Origin of the sequence: Anaerostipes amylophilus (genome assembly GCF_025567365.1) — a bacterium.
In the GTDB taxonomy this organism is placed as follows: Bacteria; Bacillota; Clostridia; order Lachnospirales; family Lachnospiraceae; genus Anaerostipes; species Anaerostipes amylophilus.
In genome coordinates this window covers 178936-201925 of record NZ_JAOQJG010000005.1, presented here as the reverse complement: position 1 = coordinate 201925, position 22990 = coordinate 178936, and the positions used below count along the sequence as shown (strand labels likewise).

The 22990-nt window shown below is 35.0% G+C and carries 20 protein-coding genes, 1 tRNA gene and 1 pseudogene; 15 read left to right on the top strand and 7 right to left on the bottom strand.

Annotation, left to right across the window (positions count from 1 at the left end; translation table 11 throughout):
• Window positions 1-51: 51 nt before the first annotated feature.
• The 8 genes from OCV53_RS08875 (at window position 52) to fucO (ending at window position 7869) form a co-directional block, all read left to right on the top strand.
• Window positions 52-240 (top strand): homocysteine S-methyltransferase family protein, encoded by a 189-nt coding sequence (locus OCV53_RS08875; RefSeq protein ID WP_055197759.1) that lies wholly within the window; start codon window positions 52-54, stop codon window positions 238-240.
• Window positions 210-482: a DUF1294 domain-containing protein gene (locus OCV53_RS08870; RefSeq protein ID WP_055197758.1), complete on the top strand. Its 273-nt coding sequence runs from the start codon at window positions 210-212 to the stop codon at window positions 480-482. Before OCV53_RS08875 ends, OCV53_RS08870 begins: the two co-directional genes overlap by 31 nt.
• 173 nt (window positions 483-655) lie before the next feature.
• Window positions 656-2566, top strand: a complete 1911-nt coding sequence (locus OCV53_RS08865) for a GGDEF domain-containing protein (protein ID WP_055197812.1) — start codon at window positions 656-658, stop codon at window positions 2564-2566.
• A gap of 158 nt (window positions 2567-2724) precedes the next feature.
• Window positions 2725-3957, top strand: a complete 1233-nt coding sequence (locus OCV53_RS08860) for a dicarboxylate/amino acid:cation symporter (protein WP_055197757.1) — start codon at window positions 2725-2727, stop codon at window positions 3955-3957.
• Between the two features lie 383 nt (window positions 3958-4340).
• Window positions 4341-4784, top strand: a complete 444-nt coding sequence (locus tag OCV53_RS08855; RefSeq protein WP_008392176.1) for an Hsp20/alpha crystallin family protein — start codon at window positions 4341-4343, stop codon at window positions 4782-4784.
• A gap of 79 nt (window positions 4785-4863) precedes the next feature.
• On the top strand, window positions 4864-5880 hold the full coding sequence (locus tag OCV53_RS08850) for a DnaJ C-terminal domain-containing protein (RefSeq protein WP_055197756.1): 1017 nt from the start codon (window positions 4864-4866) through the stop codon (window positions 5878-5880).
• A gap of 155 nt (window positions 5881-6035) precedes the next feature.
• Window positions 6036-6584, top strand: a complete 549-nt coding sequence (locus OCV53_RS08845) for a TetR/AcrR family transcriptional regulator (protein ID WP_055197755.1) — start codon at window positions 6036-6038, stop codon at window positions 6582-6584.
• A 136-nt stretch (window positions 6585-6720) separates the two neighbouring features.
• Window positions 6721-7869: a lactaldehyde reductase gene (gene fucO / locus OCV53_RS08840; protein ID WP_055197754.1), complete on the top strand. Its 1149-nt coding sequence runs from the start codon at window positions 6721-6723 to the stop codon at window positions 7867-7869.
• Window positions 7870-7946: 77 nt separating this feature from the next.
• Here the strand turns inward: fucO and OCV53_RS08835 are convergent.
• Window positions 7947-8141, bottom strand: a pseudogene (locus OCV53_RS08835) (YbjQ family protein); the annotation flags it as partial.
• A gap of 115 nt (window positions 8142-8256) precedes the next feature.
• Here OCV53_RS08835 and OCV53_RS08830 point away from each other — a divergent pair.
• Window positions 8257-8329: transfer RNA gene (locus OCV53_RS08830), tRNA-Gly, on the top strand.
• Window positions 8330-8424: 95 nt separating this feature from the next.
• Here OCV53_RS08830 and OCV53_RS08825 read toward each other — a convergent pair.
• The 5 genes from OCV53_RS08825 to OCV53_RS08805 all read right to left on the bottom strand — a co-directional run bounded on the left by OCV53_RS08825 (window position 8425) and on the right by OCV53_RS08805 (window position 13687).
• Entirely contained in the window at window positions 8425-9603 is a 1179-nt protein-coding gene (locus OCV53_RS08825; RefSeq protein ID WP_055197753.1) for a tyrosine-type recombinase/integrase, read from the bottom strand.
• 89 nt (window positions 9604-9692) lie between these two features.
• Entirely contained in the window at window positions 9693-11012 is a 1320-nt protein-coding gene (locus tag OCV53_RS08820; protein ID WP_055197752.1) for an FtsK/SpoIIIE domain-containing protein, read from the bottom strand.
• A complete protein-coding gene (locus tag OCV53_RS08815; RefSeq protein WP_055197751.1) occupies window positions 11009-11980 on the bottom strand; it encodes a hypothetical protein in 972 nt (323 codons plus the stop codon). Before OCV53_RS08815 ends, OCV53_RS08820 begins: the two co-directional genes overlap by 4 nt.
• 110 nt (window positions 11981-12090) lie before the next feature.
• On the bottom strand, window positions 12091-12420 hold the full coding sequence (locus OCV53_RS08810) for a hypothetical protein (protein WP_055197750.1): 330 nt from the start codon (window positions 12418-12420) through the stop codon (window positions 12091-12093).
• Window positions 12421-13108: 688 nt separating this feature from the next.
• Window positions 13109-13687, bottom strand: a complete 579-nt coding sequence (locus tag OCV53_RS08805) for a hypothetical protein (RefSeq protein WP_148368946.1) — start codon at window positions 13685-13687, stop codon at window positions 13109-13111.
• A gap of 466 nt (window positions 13688-14153) precedes the next feature.
• Between OCV53_RS08805 and OCV53_RS08800 the strand changes: the two genes are divergently transcribed.
• The 5 genes from OCV53_RS08800 to OCV53_RS08780 all read left to right on the top strand — a co-directional run bounded on the left by OCV53_RS08800 (window position 14154) and on the right by OCV53_RS08780 (window position 17691).
• On the top strand, window positions 14154-14738 hold the full coding sequence (locus OCV53_RS08800; protein WP_055197748.1) for a hypothetical protein: 585 nt from the start codon (window positions 14154-14156) through the stop codon (window positions 14736-14738).
• 14 nt (window positions 14739-14752) lie between these two features.
• The gene (locus OCV53_RS08795) at window positions 14753-14932 is read left to right on the top strand and encodes a hypothetical protein (RefSeq protein WP_148368944.1); all 180 of its coding nucleotides are present in this window, start codon (window positions 14753-14755) and stop codon (window positions 14930-14932) included.
• Window positions 14933-15201: 269 nt separating this feature from the next.
• Window positions 15202-15519: a hypothetical protein gene (locus OCV53_RS08790; protein ID WP_022374570.1), complete on the top strand. Its 318-nt coding sequence runs from the start codon at window positions 15202-15204 to the stop codon at window positions 15517-15519.
• A 145-nt stretch (window positions 15520-15664) separates the two neighbouring features.
• Window positions 15665-16552, top strand: a complete 888-nt coding sequence (locus tag OCV53_RS08785) for a C40 family peptidase (RefSeq protein ID WP_242852145.1) — start codon at window positions 15665-15667, stop codon at window positions 16550-16552.
• Between the two features lie 215 nt (window positions 16553-16767).
• On the top strand, window positions 16768-17691 hold the full coding sequence (locus tag OCV53_RS08780) for a C40 family peptidase (protein WP_055197746.1): 924 nt from the start codon (window positions 16768-16770) through the stop codon (window positions 17689-17691).
• Window positions 17692-17845: 154 nt separating this feature from the next.
• On the opposite strand, the gene OCV53_RS08775 is transcribed toward OCV53_RS08780, so the two are convergent.
• Entirely contained in the window at window positions 17846-19210 is a 1365-nt protein-coding gene (locus OCV53_RS08775; RefSeq protein ID WP_022374573.1) for an NCS2 family permease, read from the bottom strand.
• 411 nt (window positions 19211-19621) lie between these two features.
• On the opposite strand from OCV53_RS08775, the gene carB reads away from it, so the two are divergent.
• Window positions 19622-22849 (top strand): carbamoyl-phosphate synthase large subunit, encoded by a 3228-nt coding sequence (gene carB / locus OCV53_RS08770; RefSeq protein ID WP_022374574.1) that lies wholly within the window; start codon window positions 19622-19624, stop codon window positions 22847-22849.
• The last annotated feature ends 141 nt before the right edge of the window (window positions 22850-22990 follow it).

Sequence of the window (22990 nt, the reverse complement as noted above, 5' to 3'; positions counted from 1 at the left end):
TAGCTTTGAGAGAAAAGAGTGAATCATAGATGAAAGAATACTACCGAATCGGTGAGACGGCAAGTCTGGTTTGGAAAACAGTCTGCATTATCTTTCGAAGAATATGCATATAGCTACATGAAAGCAGGAGCAAGTGCAGTCGGAGGATGCTGTACGACGGTTGCGAAACATGTGGAAGAAGTTGTGAGAGCAAAAGAGGAGACTTACAAATGCAATCGGCATATATACATTTATATCTGATCATTATAAATATTATAACATTTGCCTTATACGGCCTAGATAAATGGAGAGCGATGACAAGACAATGGCGCATCAGAGAGAAAAAACTGATCGGTTTAGTACTGATCGGCGGTTCGATAGGAGCCATGATCGGGATGACAGTCTTTCATCATAAGACAAGAAAATGGTATTTTAAATTAGGGATTCCTGGAATCTTCGTATTACAGATCATGTTTGCCATACATTTTATATTGAAATCATGATTCCCCTATGTATTTTAGAATGATATACTAAAATACATAGGGGAAAACATAAAATTTCAAGGGGAATATTAGAATTGGAGTTATAAGGCTGCCATATGTGTCTGTTGGTTATGCAAGATTTGACCCGAAGGAAACTATCATAAAAAGCAAGAAGAGAAGAAAGAGTGGGGGAAATGATTCAATATAATATGGACTTTTTGATCGCAGGATTGATATTTCTCTTGATCCTTTTTGTTCATTTTGTAAGATACAAACAATTAACAGGAATTAGTGGAAAGCTTTTCTGGATCTTTATCGTTGGAGCTGTGCTATGCAGTATTTCAGATCTGGTCAGCTGTATGTTGATCCAGAAGAGGAATCCAGCATATAATTCGCTGATCATTGGGGTTACGACATTTTTATATCTGATGGAAGTATTGATCCCATATGTGTTTTATGGGTTGATACAAATCTTGAGATATTGTGAGCATAAGATGAAAAAAAGAAATATCATGCTTGGTATGATTCCAGTCATTTTTATGGAGTCTCTTGTGATCCTTAATATCTTTCATGGGCAGTTTTTTTATTGTAATACAAATGGAGAATATTTATATGGGCCATGGTATTTGATGATATATATCTATACGTTCTTTTTTGTTGTGATAGCAATGTATAATTTCATTTTCCATCAAGATGAGTATGGGAAAAATGAACTTCGTGCTGTTTGGGAATTTGTTGTAGTTGGATTCGTATGTACAGCGATCGAGGCTGTTTATTCACAATATTTGTTGACGGAATTTGGTCTGATCATTGGTATTTTTATTATATTTTGGACACTTTATAATCCACAGACAGTTGTTGATAGTCTAACGGGCGTATTTGCCAAAGGATATTTAAATCAGTGGATTCCAGAACAGATGAAACGAGGACAGAAATTCCATGTATTACAGATCAGTATATGGAAGTTAAAACAAGTGAATAAATTATATGGAAACAGTGTAGGAGACAAGTTGCTGCTCGATGTTGCAGATGAATTAAATCAGATTACAGAGGGAAATTATATTTTTCGAATTCATGGGAATCAGTTTTTGATCTTTTCTATGAGTCAAGCAGATTATGAAAAAACAAAACAAGAAGTAATGGAGCTGTTTCAGACACCATTTGATATTGGAGATGAGATGATTGATTTTCCAGCAACGATCTGTGGAATAACAGATGCTGAAGAACTTGTGGACAATGATATGATGTTGGCATACCTTGAATATCTGATCTTGTTAAAACCAAAATCAGATAAGACAACGTTGATAGAGAATAGCGAAACAACAAGACAGGGATTCTTATATGAACAGCGTGTGAAGAAATATATGAATACTGCGATTGAGGATGATCTGTTCGAAGTATATTATCAGCCATTATATTCGGTAAAAGATGGCCATTATGTGACAATGGAGGCATTAAGTCGTTTAAAACATCCAACCTTGGGAATGATCCCGCCAGATATCTTTATTAATCTTGCAGAGAAGAATGGACAGATCATTGAACTTGGAAAACTGCAATTTCGAAGAATCTGTCGCTTTATGAAGAGTCATACGGCACTTATGAAACAGATTGGAAGCATCAAGATCAATCTTTCACCATTAGAGTTGTTGAAAACTGGATATAGTCAGGAACTGTTTAAGATCATCAATGAATTAGAACTTCCATACAGCTGGTTTCAGTTTGAAGTGACAGAAACAGTTGCAACAGAGTACAGTGAGGAATTATACAAGACAATTTCAGATTTTCGAGAAGTTGGAATCGAAATCTGTCTGGACGATTTCGGATCAGGGTATGCGAATTTGAATACTATTTTGAAATTGCCATTTTCAACAGTGAAACTTGATCGTTCTATGTTAGATGGTATTTGTGAAGACCAGCAGATCGCATTATTATACAAGAATATGGTATCGATCTTGCAGAATCTTGGGCATAAAGTTGTTGCAGAAGGTGTAGAGACACAAAAAGAAGTTGCACTATTAGAAGAATGGGGTGTAGACTTGATTCAAGGATATTATTATACAAGACCGTTAAGTAGAGATGATCTTCTTTCATTTAAAGTAAGTTAAAAAGAAGTTTTATCATGCTTTCCAAGTATAAATATATTGATTTCACAAGATGATTATGATAAAATCATCAAGGAAAAATGCAAAAAATAAGGCATTGCAATGGAGCAGTGCCTTATTTTTGAGCCTATTAAATTTTTGAGTTTAGAAAGAGAGATACTATGAAAGAAAAGAAAAAAATGTCTTTGGCAATGCAGATTTTCATTGCGTTAGTCTTAGCTATCGCAGCAGGACTTCTGATGCAGAATCATGCAACATTTGCAAACACGTATATCAAACCATTTGGAACAATCTTCCTGAATCTTGTAAAATTCATCGTCGTTCCAATCGTATTATTCTCTATTATGTGTGGAATCATTTCTATGCGTGATATCAAGAAGGTTGGATCTATCGGATTAAAAACAGTTGTATATTATATGTGTACAACAGCATTTGCGATCACGATCGGTCTGATCGGGGGAAACCTTTTTAAAGGAATGTTCCCAGTTATCGCAACAACAAACTTGTCTTATAAAATGGGAGAAACAACATCTTTAATGGATACACTTGTAAATATCTTCCCATCAAACTTTGTATCACCAATGGTTGAAGCCAATATGTTACAGGTTATCGTTATGGCGGTTTTACTTGGATTCGGAATCATCCTGATCGGAGAAGAACAGAACCATCGTCTGGTTACAGCATTTAACGATCTGAATGCAGTCTTCATGAAATGTATGGAAATGATCTTAAAATTATCACCAATCGGTGTATTTTGCTTATTATGTCCAGTAATCGCTGAAAACGGAGCAATGATCATCGGATCTTTAGCAATGGTATTATTAGCAGCATATATCTGCTATATTGTACATGCAGTTGTTGTTTACTCTATGGCAGTCAAAACAATGGGTGGATTAAGTCCATTACAGTTCTTCAAAGGAATGTTACCAGCAATCATGTTCGCATTTTCCAGTGCATCATCTGTAGGAACACTTCCGATCAACTTAGAATGTGTAGAAGAATTAGGATCAGATCGTGAGATCGCATCTTTTGTACTTCCATTAGGAGCAACGATCAATATGGACGGAACAGCCATTTATCAGGGCGTTTGTGCAATTTTCATTGCATCTTGTTACGGAATTAACTTAACGCTATCTCAGATGTTAACAGTCATTTTAACAGCAACTTTAGCATCCATCGGAACAGCAGGAGTTCCAGGAGCTGGAATGGTCATGCTGGCTATGGTATTAACATCTGTAGGACTTCCAGTAGATGGTATTGCGTTAGTTGCAGGAGTTGACCGTATTTTTGATATGGGACGTACTACTGTTAATATTACTGGAGATGCTAGTTGTAGTATTATTGTTTCTAATTTAGAGAAGCGACGTGAAGCTAAATTAGCTAAGAAATTATAATTTGTATCTTGGTCAACTGAAGTTTTTCAGTATATGATAAAAAATAAATGATCGTCTGGAAAGACAGCTAGAGAATTTTCTAATGCTGTTTTTCTAGACGATCATTTTTTATTTCATAGGAAATTTTGATGAAATCCCCTATGAAATAAAAAATTTTAAAAAAATTAGCACTCACCTCTTGACAGTGCTAATAATAGGTGTTATATTACAACTAGAGCAAGAGGGAAGGGCTTAAGAGAGAAGCCAAAGAACCGAAGGCCCAACAAGATACAACAAGTCGTATTGAGAACTTCTCAATACGCTTCACATAAAAGGCAAGTGTCAGGAATCCAAACCTGACACGCCAAAACATTATTATAAAGAAAAAGGAGAGATGACTTATGATGATGATGCCTAGTATTTTTGGAGGAAACTTATTTAATGACGACTGGATGGATTTTTCTTTCCCAGATATTGATAAAGAACTGTATGGTAAACACGCAAAGAACCTGATGAAGACAGATGTGAAGGAAAAAGACGGTAACTACGAAGTAGCGATCGACCTTCCAGGATTCAAGAAAGATGAAATTACAGCGGAACTGAAAGATGGTTATTTAACGATCAGTGCAGCCAAAGGACTTGATAAAGACGAGAAAGACAAAGAAGGTAAATACATCCGCCGTGAGCGTTATGCAGGCAATATGAGCAGAAGCTTTTATGTTGGCAAAGATATCACAGAAAAAGATATCCACGGTAAATATGAGAATGGTATTCTGATGCTGGATATTCCGAAGAAAGCTCCGGAGAAGAAAGTGGAAGAAAAGAAATTCGTCACGATTGAAGGATAAAAGAACTTTCCCCGGGATGATCAGATTCCCGGGGAATTCTTTATATCTGAGGAGAGAAAGGAAAAGAAGGTGAAACAAAATGGCAGCAAAACGTGATTTATATGAAGTTCTTGGAATCAGCAAAACTGCAGATGAGAAAGCCATCAAGAAGGCTTATCGTAAACTGGCAAAAAAATATCACCCAGATATGAATCCTGGAGATAAAACAGCAGAACAGAAATTCAAAGAAGTGACGGATGCCTATAATATTTTAAGTGATCCAGAGAAACGAAAACTGTACGATCAGTATGGCCATGCTGCCTTTGACGGAACCGGTGCAGAATCTGAATTTTATAAAAATTATCAGAACTATGGTGGAAATCATGGAGGATATCAGGAGTTCCATTTTGAAGGTGGAGATGGTGATGATATCTTTAGTGATATCTTCGGAAGTATGTTCGGAGGTAGCAACAGAAGTAAAGGATTCCATCGAAGCAGTTTCCATCAGGGTGGTTTTGGATCTTCTGGTGGATTTGGTGGCAGTGGATTCAGAAGTGGTTCATTTAAACAGAAAGGTTCTGATGCTCATGCCGATATTTCCATCAGCTTTGACGAAGCAGTAACTGGCTGTGATAAAGTCATTCATCTGCAGGATCAAAATGGTGTAACCCAGTCACTGCAGGTTCACATTCCAGCCGGAATTGATACTGGAAAAAGCGTCCGTTTAAGAGGAAAAGGTAATCCAGGAATGGGCGGTGGAGAAGCAGGAGATTTATTCCTGAAAGTAACCGTTGGTGAAAAACCAGGATTTGAACGAAAAGGAAATGATGTGTATACAACGATCAATGTTCCGTTTAGCACCGCAGTATGTGGAGGAGAAGCTGTGATCAAAACATTATATGGAAATGTTATTTGCAAGATCAAAGAAGGAACTCAGTCAGGATCTAAGATCAGACTACGTGGCAAAGGTATGCCACTGATGAAGAATCCATCCCAGAAAGGAGATCAATACGCAGTAGTTCAGATTCAAGTTCCAAGAAATGTTTCACAGCAGGCAAAAAATAAATTAAAAGAATTTGATAGTTTATGTGGTGGAAGAGGAAAAGCCGCTTATTAAGCATGAAGTTTTTTGATAATAAATAAAAAGACGATGATCTGTGATAAGAAATGCATTTTAAAAATGCAGAAAAAACAGATAATCGCCTTTTTGTCTTTCGTAAATATAAGTAATAAGGTAAAATAGAATCATATACGAAAGAAGGTGGGAATAAGATGGATGCATCAGAGAAGATGAAATATAAATTAGCAAATGGAATGAAAGAATTACTGGTACATACTCCAGTAGACAAGATCACGATCAAACAGATTGTAGATCAGTGTGATGTAACTCGTCCCACTTTTTACCGACATTTTAAAGACAAATATGATCTGATCAACTGGTATTTTGATGTGTTGGCACAGATGTCATTTAAACAGATGGGTATCAGTATGACGTTGAGGGAAGGTCTTATTAAGAAGTTTGAATTCATCAAAGGTGAAGGACAATTTTTTGCTGCAGCATTTTCAAGTGAAAGTCAGAATTGTCTGATGGAGTACGATTATCAGTGTATTTATCAGTTTTATTGTGATATCATTCACAAACAGGGCGCTGATAAAATTCCAGAGGAATTAGAATTCTTATTGAGAATGTATTGCAGAGGGTCGATTGCAATGACTGTAGAATGGGCGACAACAGGAATGAAGATGTCACCGGAACAGCTGGCAGATCAGTTGATCGAAGCGATGCCACCGAAACTTTATGATTTATTTAAAGATATATAAAGATAAGAAAATGTTACACTTTTGATAATGTGTAACATTTTTTACATTTTGCTAAATGTGTAACTTGTTTTCGTGAAAAAACAATTTTATAATAAAGATAGTTAAAAAATTGTCAAGGAAAAAAGGAGTGTACAAAATGGTAAATCGTATCGTATTAAATGAAACATCATATCACGGAGCAGGAGCAATTCAGGAAATCGCAACAGAAGCAACAAAACGTGGATTCAAAAAAGCGTTTGTCTGTTCTGATCCAGATCTTGTAAAATTCGGAGTTACAAAGAAAGTAACAGATGTCTTAGATAACGCAGGACTTGCTTATGAAGTATATTCACAGATCAAACCAAACCCAACGATCGAAAATGTACAGACAGGAGTTGCAGCATTTAAGGCAGCAGAAGCTGACTATCTGATCGCAATCGGTGGTGGATCTTCCATGGATACAGCAAAAGCTATCGGAATCATCATCAACAATCCAGAATTTGAAGATGTAAGAAGCTTGGAGGGAGTTGCAGATACTAAGAAGCCTTGTGTACCAATCATCGCAGTACCAACAACAGCCGGAACAGCAGCTGAAGTAACGATCAACTACGTAATCACAGATGTAGAAAAGAAACGTAAATTCGTATGCGTAGATCCACATGACATTCCAGTTATCGCAGTGATCGACCCAGAAATGATGTCTTCTATGCCAAAAGGATTAACAGCAGCAACAGGTATGGATGCATTAACACATGCGATCGAAGGATACACAACAAAAGCAGCATGGGAAATGACAGATATGTTCCATATCAAAGCGATCGAACTGATCTCTGAGAACTTAAGAGGAGCAGTTGAAAATACACCAGAAGGAAGAGAAGGAATGGCAATGGGACAGTACATTGCAGGAATGGGATTCTCAAACGTAGGACTTGGAATTGTACATTCTATGGCTCACGCATTAGGTGCAGTTTATGACACACCTCATGGAGTAGCTAATGCAATCTTACTTCCAACAGTTATGGAATACAATGCAGATGCAACAGGAGACAAATACAAATATATCGCAAAAGCAATGGGTGTTGAAGGTGTCGAAGATATGACACAGGAAGAATACAGAAAAGCAGCGGTTGATGCGGTTAAGAAATTATCAGCAGATGTCGGAATACCAGCAGACTTAAAAGAAATTGTAAAAGAAGAAGATTTACAGTTCTTAGCAGAATCAGCTTATGCAGATGCATGCGCACCAGGAAATCCTAAAGATGCAAGTGTAGAAGATATTATTGGATTATATAAATCTTTATTATAATTTATAGAGAGAAAATAAATAAAAAGGTATTGAATTCCAATTTAGACAGAAGAGGAATTCAGTACCTTTTTGTTAGTTTATAAGAATTTTACAGCTGTTCCATAAACAATGATCTCAGCTGCACCCTGCATAACTGCGGAAGAAGAATACCTGACATTAATAACAGCATCAGCTCCCATATTTTGAGCATCTTCGATCATTCGATCAGTTGCAAGATCTCTGGCTTCATTCATCATTTTCGTATAGGATTTTAATTCTCCACCAACGATGGATATATGTTAGTTTTATTTTACTATAGTGGATGAATTATGACAATAAAATAAAAATAGATGTTGACAAGAAAGGATAAATACGATAATATATTATCTGTTCCGAAAAAATAAATATGCGATAGTGGCGTAGTTGGTAACGCGCGACCTTGCCAAGGTCGAGACCGCGGGTTCGAGCCCCGTCTATCGCTTTCGGTTAAAAGTCTCGAAACCACGCATTTATGCGGGTTTCGGGATTTTTTCATTTCTATGTTTTCTTGCGATTTTGCATAAATTTGCATAAACTCTATAAAGCTTCCAGATATTGTAAAGAATTTTCGTTATCAATACCAATCTTTATATAATATTTTTGCGTTGTGGCAATGTCTGAATGTCCCATCAGTTTTTGTAGTTCATAGATTGACATTCCTTTTAATGCAAGTTCGGTACAAAAAGTCTTTCGTAAACAATGGATACCGCCATTACCTGAATCTAAATCAAGACGTTTCCATAATCTGCGATACTTTTGTTCAAGGATACTGGCAGTGATACGTTGACCGTCAGTGTTGACAAAAAGCCAATCTGTATGGATGTTATGTTCTTTTTGCCAATCCTTTAATAGATGTAAGACTTTCAAAGCATTTTTGGACAATGGAAGATTACGTCTTGAATTTTTGGTTTTGACATCTCCAATGATATAATCATAACCTTTGATTTTTTCGCCTTGCTCATTGCGTTTGGAATGACGACTCTCCGCACGACGAATGGAAATAATTCCTTTCTTGAAAGAAATATCAGACCATTTCCATGCGACTACCTCGCCAGCACGAGCACCAGTATAAGCATCCAGTAAGATGGCGAAAGCAGTTGAATATTTTGGAAAATCTTCAATTTCTCGAAAAAGTTCCTTTTGTAAAAGTTTAAATTCAAAGGAATTTAAAACAGATTCTTCAACATCTTTATCGTATTCTCGAACAAAATAAGAGTCAGGAATTGAAAATTCAGTCATCGGATTATTTACACGATAATCTTTGGAAACAGAACGATGAAATACCTCTTTTAAGATATTCAATATTTTTTGAGTCTGCTTACGAGTCATTTTTTTATTTACGATAGGGTAAACAAAATCTTCAATGTCGCCTAAAGAATATTGACTTATTGGTTTTTGAATAAAAGGATTATTCGCAAAATAAGTATTCCATGTACAATCCCACCTGTCACGAGTTGAATTGCTTTCTGTTCCAAATCTTAATGAGTAATAATCAAAATATAAATCTTCAAAGGTAGATTCATTTGCATGGTAATGTTTAATTACTGCTTTATCTAATGCTTGTTTAGTTGGTTTAGATAGTAGTTTACGATGATTTTTATATGCTTCATCATAAACATATACAAGATATCTTCCAGAGGTTTTATCCTTTCGCCAGTTGTGACCTTTTGTATTATAAAATTCCTCTAAAAATTTTTTTTCTGTTAAAGTTTGCATTTCTTTTTTAACAGGGTTCTCTTCAGGAATAATTATAACAGGTCTGAACAGTTGGCGAAAGTAGATTGATAAAAGTTCTTCCCTAGTTGTTATTGTTCCGTGTGCATACGACCACCGCCTTGTATGTCTGTTGTTTCATCAAAAAGGTATGCCTTGAATAATGTGCCATCTTGATTTAGAAACAATCCTTTTGAATCTGATGGAATATATATCGAGGCATCGGTATTATCAAGAATAATCTGACTTAAAACTTGGTCAGCACGTCCGCAGATTTTATAACTGATATTATTTTTTATCTGTCCACTAATGATATTAGCGTCTGGACGTTGTGTTGCAAGAATCAAATGAATTCCGAATGCTCGACCTAAACGTGCTAGACTACTTAGCTGATTTTGAATTTTTTTAATTGGCTCTTTTTCTCTCGGTGATAATCCAGTGGTATCAAGAAGTTCTGCCAATTCATCACAAGCGAATATAATTCGCTTGTGTTTGATGAGTTCATGATTGTTGTATTCAGAGATGTTTTTATAACCATTTTTGGCATATAATTTTTTCCTGTTTTCTAGTTCAGAAATGATTTCATCTAGTTTTTTTGTCGTATTTGAGATGTCAGTAACAAACATACAATGATTTTCCCAGATACGTCCAAAATCGACACCGCCTTTAAAATCTGCGATATTAACAATAAATCCGTTATTGATGCACTGCATTAGTATTAGCTTTAAAAGCAATGTCTTTCCTGAACCTGTTGCTCCACCAATGAGGATATGAGGATAATCATTTAAAGAGACATATATTTTATTAAATAAAGACTCTCCTATTAAGAGAGAGCCTTTATTTTGTGGATGATTTTCGTCATTCCAATAAATATCTTTACTATAATCAAATTTTCCATGACATGCGTTAATAATAATTTGCCGATTATTTTTTCCAATTTTAATTGAAGAAATAGAAATATTTAATATACTTTCCAACTCTTCTTTATGATTTTGCCAATATGAAAAAGGTATACCAACATTGTCAAAAATTAATTGGATTGAATTATCTATACATTCCTGCGATATCAATATAGGCGGAATGTTAGCAGAATTTTTAAATCCTATTGAGAAAAACAAATCATAGTATTTTCTGTCAAGAAATCCATCGCTGTATTTAAAAAATAAAACTAATAAAAGTAGTCCTCCAAATACTAGCATAGAAACCTTAGATTCCATCATTTTGATAGAATTATTAACGGTAACATTGATAAAAAGATTGCAAAATAACATAATGATTATATACATAAAGAATACTTTTTGCACTTTGAAATCATTTCTTAATCTTCGCATAAATGTTTGTATACGATATGCAATTCTTAAGGGGATATAATTATCCCCTAATTGTTGTTGAGTCCTGTTTTTTTGTGTCATAGCAGATACTCCTTCTTGTCATGGTCAATAATTATGGTAGATACGCCATTACGTTTGAACTCCTTAATAGATGTGATACGTCGAATAAAAGCGTTCCATGTTTCTTTATCATAAGCTTGATAATCAGCGTATTGAGCATCTAGGGGCAGATTTGACACAATATAGACATTGCTATAACATGCAATGTGGTCATTATATCTGGCCGGAAGTTGCAATGGGTAAATGTCTAATATATTGAGCATTTCCGGTAAGGAAATCTGCGAATGGTATTCTTCAAATACCAATGTATTTTGGCCATGGTAGGAATCAAATTTTGTCGAATTTAATTTGTTACCATAACTTGTGATACGGCAGATGTCAAGCGGAGAATGGTGGTCAAATATATAGTGACTTTTCCCAGCACCAGTACTACCGAAGATGTACGTGACATTTAACTCACGATTAACACGTGAGTATTTATCAGACAGTAGAGTCTCTCGCAATACATTAATATCGTTTGTTTTGAACGCATAATTTGGATTGCTAAGAATGATTTCACTCGTTGTCATGCCAGACTGAATTAACTCAATTAATTTACTCTTTTGTGGATTAGTTTCTTTCCCTTCTGCTGGGATTGTTCCCCATTCCTGAAAACTGCCTTTTATGCTAGTTTCTGCTTTTTCCGTTGATGCCCATTTTCCCTCTTTTAAGAGATAAGCATGGTTTTCGGCGCAAGTTCCGAGAGCTTTATCTAAATGACTCATTGGGAATCGCTTTTTAGCCGTTGAAAATCGGATTGGGGAGTGACTGTAAATGAATATATGCATGTGTTCAGAACCTGTTTTTGCAATCTCACGGCAGAAACAATAGTAATCTACTGTCATTAAGCCTTGCAATACAGAATGAACATATTCATTTGATAAGCCACATTGAGATGGTTTTTGAATGGTAAATAACCATTTTCGTGATTGAGAATTTGGATTCTTCATTCAATTATCACTCCTTTCTATATGTGTGATGCTACAAGCTACTTGTAACGTAAAAGGTAATACTACCTTTTACGCTAAGATAGTAGAAAGGGATTAGACATCCCTTTCTACTATCCTTTCTTGTAGGTCTGTATGTTAGTAGCCGTGGCGGATATCTCGTAAGTGCCAGTTTTCCATTGATAATAAACATGAAGTTCAAGATTTTCAAATTGGACTGGAAGTCCACCTTCATCTTCATTAAAAGGAATACGCTGGTCGCCTGCAATTTTGACAAATAGTCGTTCATATTTGCGTTGACAGAGAACGATTTCGTAACGATAACCCTCAATCTTATCTACTTTTTTTCCATCCTCATATTTATAATAAGGACGGATGCCAATGAGTATAAGTTCTGTACCTACTGTTTTGACGGCATCAATACAGACGTTCAGTATATTCATGATTACCCCCTTTCGTTTGATTGTGCTAATTGACTTGTAACTCTAACATCGATGTTGAGCTTAGTTTAACGCATATTGATTATTCATATTGAGTAAAAAAAACTTTATTTTGTATATAAATTAATACAATTTAAAAAGGCAAATTTTAAGAATTGTAGATAATAAAATAAATAAGTATGTTTGTAAAATATGAATAAGAATAGATTTGTGTTATTATTGACATGAAGAAAAATAATTTATAATAGATTATCAATTAGAAATATCGGAGGAATTGATATGGCAAAAATAAAAGAAATGATATTGGGTATAGGCATATTAAGTGCTGTGGGAGTATATAATTTTATTTAAAAAAAAGAAGCTCCTAAGTATAGTTATGAAAGAATAAAAAAATTAACGGATAAGGAATGGGAAATAGAAAGAAAAATTGTACAAGATAAGTACAGAAATCCTCAATATGATATTGATAAGAGAGTAGAATTTTGGAATATATTGAAATTATATGATAAAGTAAGAAGTGATAAGTATTGGAATGGTAAAAAGCCACAAGGACCAGCTTACCATCGGGAACATGGTTTTGGTTTATATAAACCAGATTAAGATTTAAAATTATAATAAATACAGCTATATATTAATTAAAAATATATAGCTGTATTTATATATAAAGAATATCATTTTGTTCTTGTTTCTGTTACTTTTTATTTCGGTCTCTTGGATATAATGCACCTAAATGATGAATTTGTGAATAAAGGTCAGCCTGATATAATCTTTCGTGAACGTCAGAAACTTCTAATGAATGACCAGACTTGATACAGTATTTACGCAAAAGTTTTGCAAACTCCTCACATTGATATGCATCAGATGATAAATCATATCCCCAAGCAAGATACCAGTCATATGCGTCCTCAAAAGTAAGAGAAAGTGCAATTGATAACCGAAATAGAGCCGCTGGTGTTACTTTATAATGGTCTCCATTAAATAATGCTTTTAATTTTTTATCATTTTCGTGTACAGTAGAACGTAAACAAAGAAGTTTTTTATCTTCTGTTACAATTTGATATTTCCGGTTTCCTTTTGCATTTCGTTTTAAGACAATTTTGTAATTGTGAGAAATCAAAAAGTATAATCCTATTTTTAAATTGTTTCTTTTTTCGTTTTTTATCAATGCAAGTGACTGCATTGAGTTGATTTTTTCATTAATGTTAATTAATCTTGAATTGTGTTTAGAAGCAACGTTTTGTACATAGGAAGCAAATTCTTCCATATACATATATAGTAGTAATGTTGCGATTGACAGACAGGCAGTTGATAGTTATATAAATTAAATGATATGCTAATATTAAGTATAAATTGATGTCGACAATAGAAAATTTTATCATAAAAACCTCCTTTCGTAGAGCCTGTCAAGGATTCAAGAATTTTCCTTTCTGAAAACAAAAAAGCAATCAATAATTTGATTGCTTTTTATATATATAAATATAATTTGATTCTAAAATAATAAAGTAAAAATTCTTGATTAGAAAGGCGGCAAACCCCAGCTCTCTACTGCCGACAAAGACTAATAGCATATCCTCTATCTACTAGTATCTACAGTCTAAATCATTTTGATAAAAAAATCAATACCATTAAAACAATTAGTTTTGTATATAATAATAAACAAAAAACTATTGACATAAAAAATTGGTAGGACTAATATGGTTGATGAAATAACAATCTAGCAATAGGGAGGGACATCTATGAATTTTAAATTTCAAAAGAATGTAGCAATTGTTTTATCTTCAGTTATTATTGGAACTACGGCTCTTTCAGGAGTTAATGTTTATGCTGATGAAATTACAGCAACGGAGGAAGATGTATCGTTGAATGATGATATTTTTAATGAAAATGATATCATATACGGAATAAGTACACAATCATCTGATGCAGAAACTACATTAACTAAAAGTGAAATGAGTGCATTTGCTCAAGCCTTTAATGATTCATTAAAGGAAGATAATATCAATGTGAGTAATGGCTATGGAAGAGGGGTAAAATCAAAGGCTGCAAAGATAGCAGCTAAAGCAATGTTAAAAAAACTTAAACATATAGGAGCTAAAGCATTTGAGAAGGCAATTCGAAAGGCTGCAAAAAAATTACCAAAAGCAGCAGCAGAAAAGGTTGAGAAGTATCTTACATATCAAAAAGTATCAGCAGTTCTTAATATCGCAGCTAATGCAGAGGGGACAATTACAGACGCAATTCAGCATGCATTACAAAAAGTAGGAATTCCAAAAACATTTGCAGGAATAGGAGCGAGATTAATTGTATTTGTTTTGTTTTAGGTAGGTGAAATGAATTGAAAAATAAAAAAAATAATAGATATTTAATTATAGGAATTGGTTATCTTATTTTATTTTTTATTGTTCTAACTCCAGATATTAATAATGCAGTAGGAAGAGGAATACAAGCATTATTATTTTGTATTTTAGGATATAGATGTGAGGAAAATATTAGAAGATTTATAAAAAATAGATAATAAAAGGATTTTAATCAAGCAGAGAATTTATTTGAGATATTTTCTGCTTGATTTTTTATTTTGCTAGGAGCAAAGGTTTAATTTTATAATATATTAATTGAAATTATGGTAAAATACAATAGCATAAATTTTGCATAAATCGAAAAAAGAGAACCCTGAAACCCTCCTTTTTACGTGCTTTAGCGACACGTAGGATTATTCGAGCCCCGTCTATCGCTCTTCTTACAAAGGTCTTAGAACTTAGGAGTTACCTAGGTTTTAGGGCTTTTTTGTTTTGTTATACAGTTTTAGCCAAAGTTTTTGAAAAGATAATTCAGGATAATAATAAAAATCTGAGGATTTTAAAAAAAGTTGTTGAAGAAAATATTCATCCAAAAAATAAAATATTTATTTCTGCCTCACAATATGTCGATGTGAAAAATGGATATAAGAAAAATATCAAAGCATGTATTTTTTATCAAAGCTATAATATTCAACTTTATGAAAAAGATTTATTTTTTGATGATAAAATCACAACAGGAAAAATGAAAGTACCAATGGGAATTGTCTTTATTGTTAGTAAAGATATAAAACAATTACAGAATTAGAAATATATCATAATTGTAAATACGATTTTTGCACAAATTTTGCATAAATCGGAATATTAAAAACATTACAAAAATATTACAAAAATATTTGCAAAAAATGAAAAATGTAGTATTATATATAAGAAATCAAAAAATGGGAGGAAATATGAGACATAAAATCAAAAAAATAGTGATTTCTTATATTTTGAGTATTTGCTGTATTTTATCGTTTACGATAGGAAGCTTTAAATCGCATAATGTATATGCTTCATATTCAAGATATATAACAGCAAGATCCTTAACAGTTCGTAAGAAAGCATCTATCAAAGGAAAAGTTGCAGGATATTATAAAAAAGGGACAAAAGTTACTTGCTATAGCAAGAGTGGAAACTGGACGAAAGTTAAATATGGAAGTCACAAATATTATGTATCTACGAAATATCTTTCTACAAAGAAACCATCAACGGCTACAAAAAGTAGTACATATATCCGTTATGTAACGGCAAGTTCTTTAACAGTTCGTAAAAAGGCAACAACAAGCTCAGCGAAACTGGGTTCTTATAAGAAAGGTACAAGTATTACCTGCTATGGAAATAAATCTGGATGGACAACGATAAAATATAGTGGAAAGAGTGCTTATGTAAGTTCTATTTATTTATCTTCGACTAAGCCATCTAAAACAAATTCAACAGTATCAAAAGGACGGCAGGTAGCTAACTATGCCAAACAGTTTATAGGGAATCCTTATAAATGGGGTGGAGAGAGCCTTACAAGGGGAGCAGACTGTTCTGGATTCACGATGAAAGTTTACCAGCATTTTGGATATTATCTTCCACATAGTTCTATTTCACAAAGAAGCTATGGAAAGTCTGTTTCATGGAGTAGTAAACAGGTTGGGGACTTAATCTGTTATAATGCTATCAATGGAGTTGGACATGTAGGAATTTATATTGGTAATAATAAAGTGGTTCATGCCGGAAGTACAGCAACAGGGATTCATACATCCACAGCCAATTACAGATCTGTTAATTGCGTTAGAAGAATTGTAAAATAGTTAATACATAAAATCTTAAATACAATAGATAGAGGAATCAGTGATATCAAGCAGATAACACTGATTCCTTTTTCGTTATGGGCTTATAGCCCTAGAGCAAACCACCCGTTGGACGGGTGGTCCTGATTTTGGATATTAAAAATATTAAGGAGTTATTACAAAGATATTTACAAGTTAAGAAAAGAATAGTAGAATAAGAAAGAAAAGGAGGATTTATGAAAAATAGAATAATCAAAACTACAATAACTTTTGCATTAAGCTTATGTTGTATATTTTCATTTTTAACAATTTCTAAGGCGCATGAAGTATATGCATCTTATTATAGATATGTAAATGCCAATTCACTTATTGTCCGCAAGACTGCATCATCAAAAGGTAAAGTTATGGGCTCCTACAAGAAAGGAACAAAATTAAAATGTTATAGCAAAAAGGGAGATTGGACAAGAATTAAGTATAAAAATTCTAAGTATTATGTAGCAACAAGATATCTGGCAACAAAGAAGCCAGCAGTGGCAACAACTACTACAGCTTTCAGTACAAAGACAAGTACATATACCCGCTATGTAACAGCCAGTTCTTTGACGATCAGAAAGCAGGCATCAACAAGTGCAGCTAAGGCTGGTTCTTATAAGAGAGGGACAAGCATTACATGTTATGGAAACAAATCAGGATGGACAACTGTAAAATACAGAGGAAAGTACTGTTATGTAAGTTCAGATTATTTATCAGAAACAAAACCATCCACAACAAGTAGTTCATCACAGACAACAAGTACAGCAGCAAAAGGTGAAGAAGTCGCAAAATATGCATTGAGATTTAAGGGGTTAGCATATAAATGGGGCGGAGAAAGCCTGACAAGCGGAGTTGACTGTTCTGGATTTACAATGAAGATTTATGAACATTTTGGATATTCACTTCCACATAGGTCTACAGAACAAAGATACAGTGGAACAGCTGTTTCATGGGCAAATAAACAGCCAGGAGATCTGATCTGTTATGAGATGATCAAAGGAGTCGGACATGTAGGAATCTATATCGGTAATAATCAGGTGGTTCATGCAGGAAGTACTTCAACAGGAGTTCACGTATCTGCAGCGAATTACAGAGCAGTGAATTGTGTACGAAGAATCGTAAGATAAGATTTAAGAATAAAAGAATAAGAAGAGATAATAATGGCCGTATCAGTAATAAGTTGATACGGCTATTTTTAATTTGTACGAAAATCCTATAAAGTATAAAAAGGAAATCCTGTTAATTCAGAATTTCCTTTTAAATATTAATTTATATTGTTCTCTACAGAACTGCGTATTTTAAAATAAATAATACTGCAAGTACATACATCAAAGGTGTAATCTTCTTCGCTTTTCCGCAAGCTACATTTAAGATCACATAAGAGATGATTCCAATAGAGATTCCCTCAGAGATACTATAGAATAATGGCATAGCGATGATGCAAAGGTAGGCAGGTACCGCTTCTGTCATATTATCATCTGTAAATTTGATGTCAGAGATCGCTCCGAACATTAAAAATCCAACCATGATCAGCGCTGGAGCTGTTGCAAAGGATGGGATTGCTGTAAAGATCGGTGCAAATAATGTTGAGATCAGGAATAAGAATCCTGCGACAACAGCTGTTAAACCAGTACGTCCACCAGCAGCAACACCTGAAGAAGATTCAACAAAGGTTGTAACTGTAGATGTACCAAGTACGGCACCAGATGTAGTAGCAATAGCATCAGCCATTAATGCTGGTTTGATTCCAGGAAGTTTACCTTCTTCATCAAGCATTCCAGCTTTTGTGCTGACACCAACTAAAGTTCCAAGTGTATCAAACAGATCGACAAATAAGAAGGATAATACAACGGCAATAAAGTTAAAGATTCCAACTTTGCTTAAGTCATACTGGAAACATTTACCGAATGTTTCTCCCAATTTTGAGAAGTCTGTCATTTCAAATGTAGGGAACAGGCTGTAATATTCTGCGTTGATATCTGGAACATAGATTCCTGTTACCTGACAGATCATTCCAATGATCCATGTAGCAAGGATTCCGATCAGGATAGATCCAGGTACTTTTTTGATGTAAAGAATGACTGTGATCAGTAATCCAATGACTGCGAGTAAGGAACAGATTCCAGCAGAATGGAAGTCCTTTGTAAAGTCAGTGATCGTTAATAATGTTGAGTCATTTCCAACAATAAGTTTTGCATTCTGAAGACCAATGAAAGCAATAAAGATACCGATTCCGACAGAAACACCTTTTTTTAGGTTTAATGGAATCGCATCAAAGATTGCTTCACGAACATTTGTTAAAGATAATACGATAAAGATCAGACCTTCAACAAATACAGCAAGTAAAGCAACTTGCCAGTGATATCCCATTACGCCAACAACTGTGTATGCAAGATAAGCATTTAATCCCATACCAGCAGAAAGTACAAATGGCAGGTTCGCAGTAAGCCCCATACATAATGTTCCGATAAAGGAAGCGATACATGTAGCCAATAAGACGGCAGTAGGGTCCATACCAGCTGCAGAAAGCACACTTGGGTTTACCGCAAGGATGTAAGCCATTGTCATAAATGTAGTAATACCAGCGATGACTTCAGTTTTTACGGAGGTATGATTCTCCTTCAATTTAAATAAGTTTTCCAACATAGTTTTTCCGCATGTAAAAACATACGCTCCTTTCTTTATTAAAAATCGATAAAAAAGTGACAATCTAAAAGAAAACCACCTGGGGTATGATGGTTTTCTTTTTTGAAAAGAGAGGATTAAAAATATATATGAAAAAACTATACCTGTAGGATGTTTCCTGAAATTCTTTTTTGTCTTATCTTTTAGGTTTTTCCTTGAGGTATGGTTATAGTATAGTCATTTCCATTTCGAGATTCAATATACAGAATATAAACAAATATAAATGATTTATAAAATGACATTAAGAAATTCTTATCCGCAGTGAAAAAAGGATATGAATATTCTATTTTTTACAAAAACCTCACAAAATGATTCCGATTTTGATGATTTTCTTATATAATAATAACAAAGTCTAAAGGAGGAATTATTTTTATGCCAAAGAGAACAGATATTAACAAAGTGTTGATCATTGGATCTGGACCGATCATCATCGGCCAGGCATGCGAATTTGACTATTCGGGGACACAGGCGTGTAAAGCGCTTCGTAAACTTGGATACGAGATCGTATTGGTTAACTCCAATCCAGCAACGATCATGACAGATCCGGAAACAGCTGACGTAACTTACATTGAGCCACTGAACGCAGAACGTTTAGAGGAGATCATTGCGAAGGAACGTCCAGATGCCTTACTTCCAAACTTAGGTGGGCAGTCCGGATTAAATTTATGTGAAGAGTTATATAAAAAGGGTATTTTAGATAAGTATAATGTCAAAGTAATTGGTGTACAGGTAGATAGTATTGAACGTGGAGAAGACCGTATCGAGTTCAAGAAGACAATGGATGAACTTGGAATCGAGATGGCACGAAGCGAAGTTGCTTACAGCGTGGAAGATGGGCTAAAGATCGCTGATGAGCTTGGTTATCCAGTGGTACTTCGTCCAGCTTACACAATGGGTGGAGCCGGTGGAGGACTGGTGTACAACAAAGAAGAATTAAAGACCGTTATGGCAAGAGGACTTCAGGCAAGTTTAGTTGGGCAGGTACTTGTTGAAGAATCTATTCTTGGATGGGAAGAATTAGAGTTAGAAGTAGTTCGTGATGCAGAAGGAAATATGATTACAGTCTGTTTCATCGAGAATATCGACCCATTAGGTGTTCATACAGGAGACTCTTTCTGTTCTGCACCAATGCTTACAATCTCCGAAGAATGCCAGCAGAGATTACAGGAACAGGCATACAAGATCGTAGATTCTGTACAGGTTATCGGTGGAACAAACGTTCAGTTTGCACATGATCCAGTGACAGATCGTATCATCGTGATCGAGATCAATCCAAGAACGTCAAGATCTTCAGCATTAGCATCCAAAGCAACAGGATTCCCAATCGCTTTAGTTTCCGCAATGCTTGCTGCAGGACTTACATTAAAAGATATTCCATGTGGAAAATATGGAACATTAGATAAATATGTACCAGACGGTGATTATGTCGTTATCAAGTTTGCACGCTGGGCATTTGAGAAATTCAAAGGTGTTGAAGACAAACTTGGAACACAGATGCGTGCCGTTGGTGAAGTTATGAGTATCGGTAAGACATACAAAGAAGCATTCCAGAAAGCAATCCGAAGCTTAGAGACAGGACGCTACGGGCTTGGACACGCTAAAGATTTCGATACTTTAACAAAAGAAGAATTATTAAAGAAATTAGTAACACCATCAAGCGAACGTCATTTCATCATGTACGAAGCATTAAGAAAAGGTGCTACTGTTGATGAAATCTTTGAACTGACAAAAGTAAAAACATACTTTATTGAGCAGATGAAAGAATTAGTTGAGGAAGAAGAAGCCCTTCTTGCATGCAAAGGAAACATGCCATCTGATGAAATGTTAACAGCAGCAAAGAAAGATGGATTCTCTGACAAATATTTAAGTCAGTTATTAGAAATCCCAGAAGAAGATATCAGAAATAAACGTATCTCCATCGGTGTGGAAGAAGCATGGGAAGGTGTGCATGTCAGTGGAACACCAGACAGTGCTTACTATTACTCAACATATAACGCAGAAGATAAGAATCCAGTTTCTACAGACAAGCCAAAGATCATGATCTTAGGCGGTGGACCAAACCGTATCGGACAGGGTATCGAATTTGACTACTGCTGTGTACATGCATCTCAGGCATTAAAGAAAATGGGATTTGAGACAATTATCGTAAACTGTAACCCAGAAACAGTATCTACAGACTACGATACATCTGATAAATTATATTTCGAGCCATTAACAGTCGAAGATGTATTAAGCATTTACAACAAAGAAAAACCATTAGGAGTGATCGCACAGTTTGGTGGGCAGACACCACTGAATATCGCTGCAGAACTTGAGAAAAATGGTGTGAAGATTCTTGGAACATCTCCATCTGTCATTGATCTTGCAGAAGACCGCGATCTGTTCCGTGAAATGATGGATAAATTAGAGATTCCAATGCCAGAATCAGGAATGGCAACAACGGTAGAAGAAGCATTAGAGATTGCAGGAAAGATCGGATATCCAGTGATGGTAAGACCTTCTTACGTTCTTGGTGGACGTGGAATGGAAGTTGTCTATGATGACGAAAGCATGACAGGATATATGAAAGCAGCTGTTGGTGTAACACCAGACCGCCCAATTTTGATCGACCGTTTCTTAAATCATGCAATGGAATGCGAAGCAGATGCGATCAGTGACGGAACGCACGCATTTGTACCAGCGGTAATGGAACATATCGAACTTGCAGGAGTTCATTCAGGAGATTCCGCTTGTATCCTTCCATCCGTTCATATTTCAGAAGAAAATTTAGCAACAATCAAAGAATATACAAGAAAGATCGCAGAAGAAATGCATGTCAAAGGATTGATGAACATGCAGTATGCGATCGAAGGTGGAAAAGTCTATGTATTAGAAGCAAATCCACGTGCATCCCGTACAGTACCTCTGGTATCTAAAGTATGTAACGTGAGAATGGTACCACTTGCAACACAGATCATCACATCTGAATTAACAGGAAAACCATCACCAGTACCAGAATTAAAAGAACAAAAAATTCCATACTATGGAGTCAAAGAAGCAGCCTTCCCATTCAATATGTTCCAGGAAGTAGACCCAGTTCTAGGACCAGAAATGCGTTCTACAGGTGAGGTTCTTGGATTATCCAAATCTTATGGGGAAGCTTTCTATAAAGCACAGGAAGGTGTTGGAGCGAAACTTCCTTTAGAAGGAACTGTATTGATCTCTGTAAACCGCAAGGATAAAGAAGAAGTCGTAGAAGTAGCGAAAGCATTTGATCAAGATGGATTCAAGATTCTTGCAACAAACAATACATGTAAGCTGTTAAATGAAGCAGGAATCAAAGCAGAGAAAGTCAATAAATTAAGTGAAGGAAGACCAAATATCCTTGATCTTATCACAAATGGTGATATTGATATTGTTGTAAACTCTCCAGTTGGAAAAGACAGTATTCATGATGATAGCTACTTAAGAAAAGGTGCGATCAAAGCAAAGATTCCATATTATACAACAATTGCAGCAGCGAAAGCGGCAGCAGAAGGAATTGCTTATGTAAAAGCACATGCAGATCAGAATGAAGAAGTAAATTCACTGCAGGGGTTACATGCACAGATTTCAGATTGATAAATTTAATATTTAGGAAATAAAATAAAAGAGGCATCTTCATGTGGTTATGGAGATGTTTCTTTTCTTTTTTTAATTTATAGGAAAGTTCGCCTTTGGCTCCTTCCCAAAAGAAAAATAGCCCACATAAAAGTGGGCAGA

Excerpts from the sequence above, each read along its gene's own strand:
- carB (WP_022374574.1), top strand. The coding sequence starts at position 19,622 with ATGCCAAAGAGAACAGATATTAACAAAGTGTTGATCATTGGATCTGGA.
- OCV53_RS08855 (WP_008392176.1), top strand. The coding sequence starts at position 4,341 with ATGATGATGCCTAGTATTTTTGGAGGAAACTTATTTAATGACGACTGG.
- OCV53_RS08860 (WP_055197757.1), top strand. The coding sequence starts at position 2,725 with ATGAAAGAAAAGAAAAAAATGTCTTTGGCAATGCAGATTTTCATTGCG.
- OCV53_RS08815 (WP_055197751.1), bottom strand. The coding sequence starts at position 11,980 with ATGAAGAATCCAAATTCTCAATCACGAAAATGGTTATTTACCATTCAA.
- OCV53_RS08805 (WP_148368946.1), bottom strand. The coding sequence starts at position 13,687 with ATGTATATGGAAGAATTTGCTTCCTATGTACAAAACGTTGCTTCTAAA.
- OCV53_RS08775 (WP_022374573.1), bottom strand. The coding sequence starts at position 19,210 with ATGTTGGAAAACTTATTTAAATTGAAGGAGAATCATACCTCCGTAAAA.
- OCV53_RS08825 (WP_055197753.1), bottom strand. The coding sequence starts at position 9,603 with ATGCAAACTTTAACAGAAAAAAAATTTTTAGAGGAATTTTATAATACA.
- OCV53_RS08810 (WP_055197750.1), bottom strand. The coding sequence starts at position 12,420 with ATGAATATACTGAACGTCTGTATTGATGCCGTCAAAACAGTAGGTACA.
- OCV53_RS08850 (WP_055197756.1), top strand. The coding sequence starts at position 4,864 with ATGGCAGCAAAACGTGATTTATATGAAGTTCTTGGAATCAGCAAAACT.
- OCV53_RS08870 (WP_055197758.1), top strand. The coding sequence starts at position 210 with ATGCAATCGGCATATATACATTTATATCTGATCATTATAAATATTATA.
- fucO (WP_055197754.1), top strand. The coding sequence starts at position 6,721 with ATGGTAAATCGTATCGTATTAAATGAAACATCATATCACGGAGCAGGA.
- OCV53_RS08845 (WP_055197755.1), top strand. The coding sequence starts at position 6,036 with ATGGATGCATCAGAGAAGATGAAATATAAATTAGCAAATGGAATGAAA.
- OCV53_RS08780 (WP_055197746.1), top strand. The coding sequence starts at position 16,768 with ATGAAAAATAGAATAATCAAAACTACAATAACTTTTGCATTAAGCTTA.
- OCV53_RS08785 (WP_242852145.1), top strand. The coding sequence starts at position 15,665 with ATGAGACATAAAATCAAAAAAATAGTGATTTCTTATATTTTGAGTATT.
- OCV53_RS08800 (WP_055197748.1), top strand. The coding sequence starts at position 14,154 with ATGAATTTTAAATTTCAAAAGAATGTAGCAATTGTTTTATCTTCAGTT.
- OCV53_RS08820 (WP_055197752.1), bottom strand. The coding sequence starts at position 11,012 with ATGACACAAAAAAACAGGACTCAACAACAATTAGGGGATAATTATATC.
- OCV53_RS08865 (WP_055197812.1), top strand. The coding sequence starts at position 656 with ATGATTCAATATAATATGGACTTTTTGATCGCAGGATTGATATTTCTC.